13 protein-coding genes and 1 tRNA gene are annotated in these 11695 nt (G+C 69.7%); 5 read left to right on the forward strand and 9 right to left on the reverse strand.

The window, feature by feature from the left end; all coding sequences use genetic code 11:
- Positions 1-47: 47 nt before the first annotated feature.
- Positions 48-132: transfer RNA gene (locus ACWCYO_RS24875), tRNA-Ser, on the forward strand.
- A 444-nt stretch (positions 133-576) separates the two neighbouring features.
- Here ACWCYO_RS24875 and ACWCYO_RS24880 read toward each other — a convergent pair.
- From ACWCYO_RS24880 to ACWCYO_RS24890, 3 genes are all read right to left on the reverse strand, one after another.
- Positions 577-1329: an alpha/beta fold hydrolase gene (locus ACWCYO_RS24880; protein WP_449785427.1), complete on the reverse strand. Its 753-nt coding sequence runs from the start codon at positions 1327-1329 to the stop codon at positions 577-579.
- A 19-nt stretch (positions 1330-1348) separates the two neighbouring features.
- Positions 1349-1825: an NUDIX domain-containing protein gene (locus ACWCYO_RS24885; RefSeq protein ID WP_449785428.1), complete on the reverse strand. Its 477-nt coding sequence runs from the start codon at positions 1823-1825 to the stop codon at positions 1349-1351.
- 91 nt (positions 1826-1916) lie between these two features.
- Positions 1917-2834: an FkbM family methyltransferase gene (locus ACWCYO_RS24890; RefSeq protein WP_449785429.1), complete on the reverse strand. Its 918-nt coding sequence runs from the start codon at positions 2832-2834 to the stop codon at positions 1917-1919.
- 103 nt (positions 2835-2937) lie between these two features.
- Here ACWCYO_RS24890 and ACWCYO_RS24895 point away from each other — a divergent pair, with 103 nt between their 5' ends.
- The gene (locus ACWCYO_RS24895; RefSeq protein ID WP_396495954.1) at positions 2938-3438 is read left to right on the forward strand and encodes an AAA family ATPase; all 501 of its coding nucleotides are present in this window, start codon (positions 2938-2940) and stop codon (positions 3436-3438) included.
- On the opposite strand, the gene ACWCYO_RS24900 is transcribed toward ACWCYO_RS24895, so the two are convergent.
- The 4 genes from ACWCYO_RS24900 to ACWCYO_RS24915 are packed head-to-tail and all read right to left on the reverse strand — an operon-like array spanning position 3396 to position 7370.
- Positions 3396-4286 (reverse strand): glycosyltransferase family 2 protein, encoded by an 891-nt coding sequence (locus ACWCYO_RS24900; RefSeq protein ID WP_449785430.1) that lies wholly within the window; start codon positions 4284-4286, stop codon positions 3396-3398. The genes ACWCYO_RS24895 and ACWCYO_RS24900 overlap by 43 nt on opposite strands.
- Entirely contained in the window at positions 4283-5518 is a 1236-nt protein-coding gene (locus ACWCYO_RS24905) for a hypothetical protein (RefSeq protein WP_449785431.1), read from the reverse strand. The genes ACWCYO_RS24900 and ACWCYO_RS24905 overlap by 4 nt, the downstream gene beginning before the upstream one ends.
- Positions 5515-6219 carry a hypothetical protein gene (locus ACWCYO_RS24910; RefSeq protein ID WP_449785432.1) on the reverse strand — a complete coding sequence of 235 codons (705 nt, stop codon included), beginning with the start codon at positions 6217-6219 and terminating at the stop codon, positions 5515-5517. The genes ACWCYO_RS24905 and ACWCYO_RS24910 overlap by 4 nt, the downstream gene beginning before the upstream one ends.
- Positions 6216-7370, reverse strand: a complete 1155-nt coding sequence (locus tag ACWCYO_RS24915; protein WP_449785433.1) for a glycosyltransferase — start codon at positions 7368-7370, stop codon at positions 6216-6218. Before ACWCYO_RS24915 ends, ACWCYO_RS24910 begins: the two co-directional genes overlap by 4 nt.
- A gap of 143 nt (positions 7371-7513) precedes the next feature.
- Between ACWCYO_RS24915 and ACWCYO_RS24920 the strand changes: the two genes are divergently transcribed.
- The 3 genes from ACWCYO_RS24920 to ACWCYO_RS24930 all read left to right on the forward strand — a co-directional run bounded on the left by ACWCYO_RS24920 (position 7514) and on the right by ACWCYO_RS24930 (position 10145).
- Entirely contained in the window at positions 7514-8485 is a 972-nt protein-coding gene (locus ACWCYO_RS24920; protein ID WP_449785434.1) for a helix-turn-helix domain-containing protein, read from the forward strand.
- On the forward strand, positions 8482-9051 hold the full coding sequence (locus ACWCYO_RS24925) for a peptide deformylase (RefSeq protein ID WP_449785435.1): 570 nt from the start codon (positions 8482-8484) through the stop codon (positions 9049-9051). The genes ACWCYO_RS24920 and ACWCYO_RS24925 overlap by 4 nt, the downstream gene beginning before the upstream one ends.
- Before the next feature lie 113 nt (positions 9052-9164).
- Positions 9165-10145 carry a TIGR02391 family protein gene (locus tag ACWCYO_RS24930; RefSeq protein WP_449785436.1) on the forward strand — a complete coding sequence of 327 codons (981 nt, stop codon included), beginning with the start codon at positions 9165-9167 and terminating at the stop codon, positions 10143-10145.
- 54 nt (positions 10146-10199) lie between these two features.
- Here the strand turns inward: ACWCYO_RS24930 and ACWCYO_RS24935 are convergent, their stop codons facing one another.
- Together ACWCYO_RS24935 and ACWCYO_RS24940 are read right to left on the reverse strand one after the other, a co-directional pair.
- Positions 10200-10760: an endonuclease domain-containing protein gene (locus ACWCYO_RS24935; RefSeq protein ID WP_449785437.1), complete on the reverse strand. Its 561-nt coding sequence runs from the start codon at positions 10758-10760 to the stop codon at positions 10200-10202.
- A 448-nt stretch (positions 10761-11208) separates the two neighbouring features.
- The coding region (locus tag ACWCYO_RS24940; RefSeq protein WP_449785438.1) for an IS30 family transposase at positions 11209-11695 on the reverse strand (487 nt) is incomplete at its 5' end.

The raw sequence follows: 11695 nt of genomic DNA on the forward strand, positions 1-11695 counted from the left end.
GGATAGCTGGTCGCGAGCACCCCAAAACATGTACTAAGCTCTCCCACGGAGGATTCGCCTAGAGGCCTAGGGCGCACGCTTGGAAAGCGTGTTGGGGGCAACCCCTCACGAGTTCGAATCTCGTATCCTCCGCCTCTGTCCAGCTGGGCAGTTGAAGGCCCCGACCGGGTTCCCGGTCGGGGCCTTCTGCGTTGCGTGGTTGCAGTTTTGGTTGCAGTTGCGCTTTTGGGACCCGGCAGATCGGCTCGTAAGCCGCCCTCCTGGGGACGGCAGCGGCCACCGGCATCGCCCTCGCGATTGTCGGTTCCGCTGCCGGAACGCGGCCGGGGCCCCAGCAGTGGTCACGGCGGCGATACCGGACCACCCCGGTGGGCCCGATCCCTGAGCGGCTGGCCTGCCCCGACGCGCCGGCCAAGGCGGATCGCACCCGAGGACGGCCACGACGGGCGGATAGGGTTCCCCCACGAATCGCGTCATCTGCAGAAGCAGCTTTCGGACGATCTCTCAACGGTGCGTCAGCGTGGACGTCGCGGGGTCCTCCGTCGAGGCAGCTTCGCGCCGGTCCCGGTCGCCCGCTTATCCCCCGCTGGCAGCTGTCTGCCGGCCAACCCCGTCGAGGAACTCCGAGAGCAGGAGGTGCAGAACCTCCGGCCGCTCCAGATGAACGTCGTGCGCCGTCCCCGGAACGCTCGCGGCCTGGGTGTCAGGGCGCCGTGCGAACATCTCGTCGACTTCCCGCGCGGCGATGAAACTGGACTGGCCCAGGACGACCAGGGTCGGACAGACCACCTGCTCCCACTCCTTCCAGAAGGAGCGGTGGGCGTTCTCGGCCAACGAGGCGACCATCACGTCCCGGTCGAAGCGCGGCCACCACTGCGCGTTGCGTTCCTCCAGCCCGGCGGCCCAGCCCTCGCCGACCCGGCCACCGCCGAGGAACCCCACCGCCGCCTCCCGCGAGGGGAACGGCAGCGGCCACGAGTCGAGCCAGTGTCCGACCTCCTCGGCGACGGCCGAGTTCGGCCCACCGGGCCCAGCCTCGACGAGCACGAGGGCGCGAACGCGCTCGGGATGCGCCGCCGCCGCGAGCATGGCGGTGTGCCCGCCCAACGACTGACCGGCCAGCACGACCTGTCCGAGATCGAGCAGCTCCAGTACGGCGAGGACGTCAGCGACGTACGCCGCACGGGAAAGGTCTTCCGGTGTGCGTTCGCTGCCGCCGTGGCCGCGCTGGTCGACGGCGATCACCCGGTACCGATCGCTCAGAGCCCGGGCCAGCGCATCCCATTCGCCCGCGTGACCGGCCAGCCCGTGCAGGAGGACTAGCAGCAACCGTCCTTGCGCCCGCCTATCACGCCGTGGTGGAAGGCCATCCGTAGCGGGAGAAGGAGGGACCTCCATTCCGGTACGCAACCAGGGCCTGCCTGGCGGTCGGAAACGCGGGCTCGGGAAGGCGGTCTACGGCGACCCACCGGGCAGCCAGGTGCTTTTCCGGCTCGGTGTTGGTCAGTTCGCCGGTCCACGTGTCCGTGGCGAAGACGAAGAGGACGAACTGCCCGGCCTGGTCGAAGCCCTGCTCGACGTGGATGACGTGGACGAGTACGAGATCGGCCGGGTCGACGAGCAGGCCGGTCTCCTCCTTGAGCTCGCGGGCGGCGGCTTCGTCGAGCGCTTCGCCGGGCTCGGCCTTGCCGCCGGGGACGGTCCATGACGGCTGCAAGGACCAGTTCCGGGCGGCGTAGAGCAAGGCAGCGATCGTGTCGGTCTCCTGGTCGTGGACGATAACGCAGACCGCGTTGCGGCTGTTCATCACGCTGGTGTTCGTCACGGTGCCCACTCCTTGTCAACGTGCCGGAGGATTCAGTGGTCCAGGCGGGAGGCGCGGATTGGGCCCCCACCGCTGGGACGAGTGGGTGCTCTCAGCGCCCGATGGTGAGGCGGTCGGCGTTGGTGCGCGAGAAGACCAGGTCGGTCATCTGCTCCGGGGTCTTCGTGCACCGGACAGGCGGCTGCGGTCGGCGCATGGCCTGGGGGTAGCTGGCCGGGTCGTAGTCGTTGGTGAGCGTGTACGAGTGGAAGCCGTGCTCGCGCAGGGCGTCGATGATGCCGGCGGCGCTCTCGCCCTGCTTGGCCAGGAGCTTGGGGGTGACTTCCACGACCAGCTCGATGTCCTCGCGCAGGTGCGGCAGCGCGGGCAGCAGTCCCCTGACAGCCGCCGCCTCGGCGCCCTCGACGTCGATCTTGATGACTCGGGCGGTGTCGAGTTCGGCCTGGCCGAGGAGTTCGGTGAGCGGTGCGGCCGGCACGTGGAAGGTGGTGTGGACGTGGCGGGGCCGGATGGCGGTGGTGTGACCGAGGTTGGCCGGGTCCTCCAGGTAGAGGACCAGCGCGCCGGTGGTGTCGGAGGCCGCGGCGCGGACGGTGCGGATGTTGTCCCGGCGGTTGACGGTGGCCGCGCTGGTGAGGTCGTCATGGAACTGCGGGGTGGGCTCGATGGCGACGACTCGACCGGTCGGTCCGACTGCGTGGGAGGCCAGGAGGCTGAACGCGCCGCGGTGGGCCCCGACGTCGACGAAGGTGTCCCCGGGCCGCAGGCGGTCGCGCAGGAAGGCGCTCAGGTTCGGCTCCCACTCGCCGAAGAGGTACTGGTAGCGCTGGATGACGTCGCTGGTGGTGACGGTGACCAGGTCCCCCGAGAGCAACCGGGCAGTGGCGTGAAGGGGACGGGTTCGCAGGTGGTCGTCGAGGAAGCGGTCGACGAGCTGGGCCTTGCCAACGGTTCCGGGCGCGTGGCGGACGTAGGCCCGCAGCAGGCGGGCGAGGGCGGAGGCGGACACGCTGTGCTCCTTCGAGTGGCGGCGGGTGCGGAACGCGGTTCCCGGAGCCGCCCGTGGTGGCAGACTTGCCGGTGAACGCTGGTGGCGGTGAGGGGAGTTGTCGGTGGCCGAGAGTGGTCCGGTGGTGTTCCTGCTGGTGGGGCTCACCGGTTCGGGGAAGACGACCTACGCCCAGCGGGAGCTGGAGCCGCAGGATGCAGTGCGGCTGTCGGTAGACGAGGCCGTCCACGAGCGGCACGGCCGGTATGGGATCGACTATCCGGAGAACACCTACTTCGAGAAGGAGGCCCCGGTCGTCGCCGAGCTGCACTCCCGGCTGGTCGAGCTGGTCTCCGAGGGCCGGGACGTGGTGTGGGACCACGGACTGTGGCAGCGGAAGGACCGCGACGCGATGAAGGAGCTGGTGGAGTCGGCCGGCGGTCGGTGGCGGCTGCTGTACTTCCCCGTCGATCGGGACGAGCTGCTGCGCAGGCTGGCCGAGCGCAACCAGCGGGGGGACGCGAACGCGCTGATCGTGACCCCTGAGGCTCTGGACGACTTCTTCGCGCGGTTCGAGGCACCTCAGGACGAGGGCGAGGAGATCGTGGAGCCGGGCTGGCTCTGACGGGGCGGGCGCCAGGCGGCGTGGATCTGGGCGGCTTCGGCGGCCCAGTCGTCGGGCAGGCGGTCGAGGGTGACGTGGCGGAAGGCCAGGCGGGGGTCGGAGACGGCGATGCGGCCGTGGTGGCGGTCGATGTGCTGCAGCAGGCGGGTGGCCTCGGTCCGGACGGCCGGGGTGTGCTCGGTCCACGCGCCGGACGTGAAGCGGTCGACACGACGGCGCAGGTCGTCCAGGACGCCGGCGCGCCACTTGAAGTGGTGGACGCACGCGAGCGTGTGCGAGTCGGGCCTGCGGCCGGGGGCACGGTGGTTGCCGGAGGCGACCGTGACATCGGAGAGCGCGAGGACGATCTTGCGAGGGTCGCCCTGCAGGAGGCGGTGGGTGAGGTGCCCACCGAGCGGGAAGGCACGGTCAAGCCCACTCTCGGGCCGCCAGAGGGCGAGTCGGCCGTCCGCGCTGACGCGGTCGAGCATCAGCCCGCCCACGACCGCCCGACCGTTCTCCTCGGCCTCCGCCGCCACGTCGCTGAGCGTGGCCGGGTACGTGTGGAACTCGTCGGAGTCGGCGAGCAGGTGCCAGCCGGGGCCGGCCTGCTGGCGGAGAGCGTCGCGCAGTTCGGTGTTGGTGTGCTCGTGCCACGGCCCGGTGCTGACCTGGCCCGTGGGCAGGTCGAGCTCCCGGGCGGTGCCCAGCAACTGGCGACGCCAGGCGTCGGGGACGTGCTCGGCGAAGTGGAAGGCGAGGTGGAAGCGTTCGATGCCGAGCCGGCGGTAGTGGGAGGTCCAGGCGATCAGCAGGGCCGGTTCGACCGGGCCGATCACGGCGACCAGCGCGGGGGCGGCGGGCGTCATCGGTACTCCTTGATCAGGTCGGTGTAGGTGTCGACGAGGTAGGCGGCCTGCTCGGCTGCCGACAGCATGTCCAGCGCCGTGGGTGCCTTCGGCCCCGGCCGCTCCGGCGGCCCGTCCGCCAGAGCGTCCAGCGCGGCGGCCAGGACACCCGGGTCGCCGGCCCGAAACACCTGGGCCCAGGGCTGCCCGACCAGCCGCTCGGTCAGGTCCGGGTCGTGGTCGGAGACGATCAGCGGGACATCGAGCCGGGCGGCGTCCATGACCAGGCCGGACTCCTTGCCGGTGCCGGGACACCGGGCCACCACGGCGGCATCGGCGGCGGCATAGACCAACCGGAGGACGTCCTCGCCGACCGGGCCGGGCACGGTGTGGACCCGGACACGGGGCAGGCGGTGCCAGCGTTCGAGTACCGCGTCGTCCAGCGGAGTGCCGCAGACCAGGACGTGCAGCGGCTTGGTGAGGCAGGCCAGGGCCGCATCGACGGTGGCGATGTCCTTGTAGGGCCACCAGCCGCCGACCAGGCAGACCGCCGTCGCCGAGGCGGGGATGGTAAAGGCGGCGCGGGCACCCTCGCGCTCGGCGGTGGTGAGGGGCCGACCGTCGTCGACCGCGAACGCCCGCACCCGGCCCGGGAGGTGGAGGAAGGCCGTGGAGAGCCGGTCGCGGACCGTGGTGGTCGGATAGAGGGCGACCACCTGCTTCTCGCTCCGCCGGGCGAGCCGGCCCAGCAGCCGGACCGGCGAGTCCTCGGTGGTGACCAGCTCGTGGATGAACCGAAGGTGCGGGGTGCCGCCGAGCAGGGCGGCCATGCCGTGCAGGGCTTCGCTCGCGCTGAGGATCACCACGGCCGCCGGCTGAGGGGCAAGGCGGCGGACGGTACGCAGGCATCCGGCTTCGGTCAGGCAGCGGGCGATCAGGGTGACCTGGTGCGGCAGCCGGCGGAGCGGCAACGGCCAGCGCCGTGAGCGGAAGGCCCGCTGGCCAGCAGTTGACACGCGTTCCGCCGCGCGGGCTGCGGCCAGCAGGGCCTTCGCCGCCGGACCCACCGGTCCGGCGGCGAAGCAGGCGCCGGCCCGCAGCAGCGGACCGGGCCCGTCTGCGATCCCCTGCGGGGTGATGACCACGGAACCCGGGCGGGCGGCGGCGAGCGCCGTCAGCGTGCGCTGGTGGTGCCCGCCGCCGAGGTGCGCCTGCGGCTCGATCAGGACCAGCGGTCCGCAGCGGGTGCTCATCCGGCGACCGCCTGCTCGCCGTGCAGCGTGATGAAGTGCCGGTGCAGCCAGGGCGGGTCGTTGAGCGCCTCGAAGCGCTTGGGGTCGCGGGCCGCAGTGCGGGCGAACTCCAGGCCGTCACGGGCCCCGGCTGCCGCGTAGTCGGCGAAGTCGCCGTCCTTGCTGGCCGTCCAGGCGTCGATGCGCTCCTGGGCGGAGGCGTCGGTCATGCCGTACTCGCTGCCGCGCGCGAGCATCGCGCACTCCCGGAAGCCCGCCTTCCAGGCGTGGAACGGGGTCTGGTTGAACAGGGTGGTCCCGGCTGTGTGCGGGCTGAACTCGACCCGGCCGGGCAGTGCGGCCAGCACGTCGACGGCCTGGCCCATCTCCCGCAGTGCGCTGGTGCGGATCAGCTTGAGGCCGCCGTAGCCGTAGGTGAGCCCGTTGACCGGGTTGACGGCCCGCCAGACCCGCATCGACACGCCCGCTGCCAGCGGCTCCACCGCGCTGGCGGAGAAGGCCGGGTCGATGGCGAAGTCGCCGTCAGCGAGGAAGAACTGGTCGGTGTCGACGAGTTCGGCCGTGAGCCGGTAGGCGCGGCGCATCCCGCGCACCCCGTGCAGACGCTTGACGGTTCCGCCCAGCACGCGAGCCAGGCGGGTATGCAGGGAGTCCGCCAGCGGCTCGTCGTAGGAGAGCAGGACCGCGTCGAAGCCGCTCACTTGATCGCCTCCAGGTAGCGTGCGGCCACCGCAGCGGGCGTCAGGTCCGTGGTGGAGGCGTGCGCGCGCTTGGCGTGCACCAGGTAGAACTCGGAGTCGGTGGCGAGGCGTTCGGCGATCCGGACGGCCTGGTCGTCGGTGTCGAACACCAGCTCCGGGTCGAGGTGCTCGGCCAGCCAGCCGATGCGAGGGCCGATCACCGGCAGGCCCATCGCCTGGCAGTCGATGACCGACATGGACCAGGGGCAGCCGGGCCGAAACGGAGCGATGCCGAAGTGGGTGCCAGCCAGCAGGTTGCGGTAGCGGACGCGGTCTCCGCGGTCGGAGGCGATGGCGACGCCGTCCACGGCCGCCAGCTCCTCCAGGTTCCGCTCGGGGCTGGGATCCAGGCGGATCCGCTCGGCGCTGCGGGTGCCGAACAGGTCCATCACGGTCAGCCGCACCGGGGCCTGGGCGACGAGGTGGCGGGCGAGCTGGGTGAAGCGGGCGGTGCCGTAGTGGGCGTACAGGCGGTGGTTGTAGATGCCGACCGCCCGGCCCTCCGGCGGGGTGATCTCGGCAGGGTCGCGGACCAGGCGCACGTCCCTGGGGGCGGGGACCACGTGCAACTTCTCGGTGAGCTCGACGCCGGTGCGGGCGGCGGCAGCGGCCGTCCACGAGGCGGCGGTGCCGGAGTGGACCAGGACGCGGTCGCAGGCCGCGAGACCGGCGGCGAAGGCCAGCAGCACGCTGCGGCCCAGCCCGCCGTCGTCCATCGCGGGGTCCAGCTCCAACTGGCCGGTGTCGGTGAAGGAGAACGGCAGGTAGTGGCAGTAACCGACGATCCGCGCGTCCACTCCGGCTTCCAGGAGCGCGGCGCGGATCGCGGGGGCGGCCTCGATCTGGTTGGCCACGACCACTTCGGGCTGCTGGCGGCGGAACAGCCGCACCAGGCCGCCGACGCCCGGGTTGAAGCGGGCCCGGTACTTGGTCGAGGGCGAGGCGGTCCGCACAAACTGCACGCGGTCGTCGCCGACCGGGACGGGAGCGGCCACGGTGACCTCGACCCCGGCGTCGGCCAGGGCCGGGGTGAGCATGTCGGCGAAGGTGTAGCCGGAGTCGGCAGTCAGCTGGCTGGAGTTGGAGACGTTGAGCAGGTACAGCAGGCGCATCGCTTGGGCCCTCCCTCTCTCGGCCCGGGTGTCGACCCGGGCTGGCAAAAGAAGGAAACCGGCGACCAGGACCGTGACAGAATGATGAATCGAGATCACTCACGGTTCATTCATCTCATCCAGCAGCCAGGGCGGGGGCCTTGATGGACGAGCGCGACGACAGCCCGACCGTTGAGCAAGCCGCCGAGGCGTTCGCAGCGGAGGTCTCGTACTGGCGCGAGGTGCGCGGCCTGTCCAAGCGGGGGCTCGCCCGCAAGATGGGCTTCGACCCGTCGTACGTGAGCCACGTGGAGTCCGGCCGGCACAAGCCGACCGAGGACTTCGCGCGCCGCTCGGAGGAGACCCTCAACGCGGGCAAGGCCATCTGGAAGCGCTGGCTGGACTACGAGGCCGCCAAGAACCGAGCGGCCCCGGCTGCGGCTCCGCCAGCCCCGCGCCGCCCCGAGCAGCCGTACGCGACGGGCTCATCGATCATCGTGGCGCACGACGGCGCGCGCCTGGACTTCGACGGCTCCCAGTACCGACTGACGATGCGTCGGCTGTTGCGGAACACTGGCAGCGAGCCGATCACCCGTTACCTGATCCGCATCAGCGTCGACCGCTACCCCGGAGAGCCCGAACGCTCCAACGCCCACTACCGCGAACACCCGCTGACCTGGGACGAGCTCGCACTGACCGCGACATGCCGCGGGGAGGCGATGAACTGGCAGGCCAAGCACGACCGCGACGCGTTCAAAGAGCTCTGGCTGCTGTTCGAGAACGAGCACGGCCGCTTCCCGCTCTACCCGGGCGAGGAGGTCTGGATCGAGTACGCCTACTCGGTCGGCGAGGAGAAGTGGGGCCGCTGGTTCCAGCGCGCGGTCCGCCTGCCCACCGAGCACCTGGAAGTCGAACTCGCCTTCCCAGCTGACCTCGACCCAGCGGTGTGGGGCATGGAGACGTCCATGACGGCCGAGGCGGCGCCACTGCGGACCGCCCCGATCCGGCGAGAGGAGGAGGGGATGCGCGTCTTCTCCTGGAGCACGTCCACGCCGGCCCTCCACGCCCGGTACCGTCTGGAATGGCGGTTCCGGGCCCGACCCGAACGCGACACGACCCAAGGGGAGTTCAGGTGATCCAGGTGCGGCCCAGCGAGCAGATGCGTGACCTCGGCGTCGTCCAGGAGGGCGAGCCCGTACTCGCCGAGCCCGCCCGAGCGTTCGACCTGCCCACCGAGCGCGAGGCCGCCGAGCAGGTCATCGAGAAGCTGTTCGCCGCGATGGAGCGCATCGGCCAGGTCCACCCCTTCGCCAAGGGCATGGGCATCGCCGCACCGCAGATCGGCATCGGCCGCTCCGCCGCCATCGTCCAGCCAGCGGAGCCCGGAGCACCTGCGATCGTGCTACTGAACCCTCGTATCACTGCCCAGTCCGACGAGGCTGACGAGCAGTTCGAGGGCTGCCTGTCCTTCTTCGACGTCCGCGGCATGGTGCCCCGCCCACTGCGGATCACCGTGGAGACCACCACCCTGGACGGCCAACTGGCCACCACCACCTACGAACGCGGACTCGCCCGCCTGATCCACCACGAGATCGACCACCTCGACGGCCTGCTCTATACCGCCCGTATGCGGACCGACATCGCCCCCATCCCCGTCGAGCAGTACAGGCAGACCGGCCAGGCATGGGGCTACGAGCAGTGATCCCGATCCAGCCCACCCTGGACGATCACCACGTGGAGGCTTCTGCGTTGACTTCAGAACCCAATCTCCCAGATGGGGTCGACACGCCTTCGGGCCCCCAAGGCGCAGTCCTGATGGAGGCGGTCTGGGAACACTTCCGTAAGAAGGGGACCTGGCCCTATTGGCACGATCTCAAACGCCCGCTGAAACGCGCCTCTGTTGACCCCCGTCTCGCTTTGGAGCAGCTGAGCGAGCAACTCGTCATCACTCCAGCCCGCCGGCGCCCTTCGGTGAAGAACTGGCCCGAGGGTGAGGTCCGGTTGTCTGTTGCATCTGTATCCCAAATGCACGGATCCGACGAGTACTTGCGGTCGCTGTTCGGTCTGATCGACTTGCTTGCCGAACTGCAGCAAAGTCAGGCAATGGTGCACGGACAAGCCGTCGAGGTCTCGACCAGCGACCTGCACTATCTGCGGCAGACCAGGACTTCGAAAGACGGAGACTCACCGTCCTTTGCTGCAATCCCCCTAGCCTACGGCGAACCATGGTGTGCCGGTGGAAGCCTTGCAAATGGCTGGGCCGGCACCGAGACGACCGTTGTGGTCGACCACCGCGTCCAGCGATTCGTCGGGGCGAGCGACATCCACGACTATTGGAGGCGCCGCCGGGAGGCGATCGAAGCACCGATGGGATCTGAGCCGCAGGCTCTCGAGACCGCTCCCTCGCTCGGAGCGATCCACCCAGTCATTGCCGCTGCTTCAGCACAGCTCTACCGCGACGGTCATTTCACCGATGCCGTGCTGAGGGCCTTCAAGGCGGTGGAGCACCGAGTCCAGCAGGCCACCGGAAGCAGCGAGATCGGTCAGCGGCTCATGAACAGCACCTTCGGTGGCACCAACCCCCAGCTGGACGTAGCCGAGGGTTCAGGGCCATCGGCGGCGGGGGAACGGGACGGCCACAAAATGTTGTTCATGGGCGCGATGGTCGGTATTCGCAATGTGCTGGCGCATGGGGACCATCGGGTCGACGATGCAGATGAAGCACGTGACGCTATCGCGTTCGCGAGTCTCCTCATGCGTCGTATCGACCGTTCTACGGCACGGCTCGGGACCTGACGAGGGCCCCGAAGCCACATGAGCGTCGCCGCCTGCCCGCCGACAAGTCCACGCTTACAGGTTCAGAGACTCATGCGCGGTGTGCAGGAGCTGCTCAGAGCGCCACCCGGCGAAGGAGCCATCGCGGGACCGTACGCCTTGAAGATCACCATGGAACAGCACTGCCGCCTCTGGTCTGCGGGCTGGAGGATCGGCCAGGTAGGCGTTGACGTGATCCCAGGTTTGCAGCTCGACCGGGAGGGACTCGTACCAGGCCAGGCCGCGGGCATTGCAGCTCCTGCACAGTAGCCCTCGTACACATCGCCCGCATGACGACCGCCCGGAGCAGCAATTGTGATCGTGATCGATGTGCCACCAGGACGGACCTTCCATCGAAAGGTCGCCACCCAGGCTGTGGCATAGCGGGCAAGTGTCATCCTGCGCTCTGAGGATCGCATTGACGTGTGCAAGCGTCAGCTTGTGTCGGCGCGCTTGCCGGATTGCGTTGCGACACTGCGGGCACGTCTTCCTCCTGGGGCCAGCATCGATGCGCCAGAACGTATCCACGCACACTACGCACGGGGCGCCCAGGGTTTCGACCCATGCGTAGAGGTCTTCGTCTGTCTCCCATTCCATAGCCGCAGGCTAGAGGTCGTCACTGACACTCAACGGAGCGTGACGATCATCGTCCCAACCGCCCTGTGCTGCGGGCGTTCCATCCACGACCGCTACGCCTTCGTCGACCCCGCCCACCGAGCCATGAGCGCGACACCCGCAGCCCGACCCGGAGCCCGAAGGCACAGCGATCACGCCTCCGACCAGGCAGAACACGACCCGCTCTGGTTGCAGTTCTGGTTGCATTCACCCCCGTCCAGGGCCGTTCAGCGCTTGGCCAGCGAACCGCTTCGCCGCAGGTCAGGACCCCTGCGGACCTCCCCGGACGGCCGGACGAACATTTGGAAAGCGTGTTGGGGGCAACCCCTCACGAGTTCGAATCTCGTATCCTCCGCCTCTGCCTGGCAAGGCAGTTGAAGGCCCCGACCGGGTTCTTGGATTCCAGGGGTCGTCGCAACACCACTTGGTTTTAGGTGGTGAGTAGATCACGTAGACGCTCGGCTGGGGTATCCCAGTCGAGCGTCTTGCGTGGGCGGCCGTTGAGTTCCTGGGCGACGTGTTCGAGGTCCTCGGGGCTGTGGACGCTCAGATCGGTGCCCTTGGGGAAGTACTGCCGCAGCAGTCCGTTCGTGTTCTCGTTCGAGCCGCGCTGCCAGGGCGAGGCCGGATCGCAGAAGTAGACGGGCATACCGGTGGCCATGCTGAACTGCTTGTGGCGTGCCATTTCGCTGCCCTGGTCCCAGGTGAGGGAGCCGCGCAGGTGGGCGGGCAGGGCCTGGATCGTGGTGACGAGGCCGTCGCGGACGGTCCCGGCGTCGTGGGCTCCGCCCGGCAGGTGGACCAGCATGGTGTAGCGGGTGCTGCGCTCGACCAGGGTGGCGATCGCGGAACGGCCGCCCGCGCCGATGATGAGGTCGCCTTCCCAGTGACCGGGCACGGCCCGGTCCTCGATGTCG

This window comes from Kitasatospora sp. NPDC001683, from assembly GCF_053596495.1.

What these genes read in the sequence shown, in the direction of transcription:
- ACWCYO_RS24900 (WP_449785430.1), bottom strand. Translation starts at nt 4,286, where the DNA reads ATGACGCCCGCCGCCCCCGCGCTGGTCGCCGTGATCGGCCCGGTCGAA.
- ACWCYO_RS24905 (WP_449785431.1), bottom strand. Translation starts at nt 5,518, where the DNA reads ATGAGCACCCGCTGCGGACCGCTGGTCCTGATCGAGCCGCAGGCGCAC.
- ACWCYO_RS24915 (WP_449785433.1), bottom strand. Translation starts at nt 7,370, where the DNA reads ATGCGCCTGCTGTACCTGCTCAACGTCTCCAACTCCAGCCAGCTGACT.
- ACWCYO_RS24920 (WP_449785434.1), top strand. Translation starts at nt 7,514, where the DNA reads ATGGACGAGCGCGACGACAGCCCGACCGTTGAGCAAGCCGCCGAGGCG.
- ACWCYO_RS24930 (WP_449785436.1), top strand. Translation starts at nt 9,165, where the DNA reads ATGGAGGCGGTCTGGGAACACTTCCGTAAGAAGGGGACCTGGCCCTAT.
- ACWCYO_RS24935 (WP_449785437.1), bottom strand. Translation starts at nt 10,760, where the DNA reads ATGGAATGGGAGACAGACGAAGACCTCTACGCATGGGTCGAAACCCTG.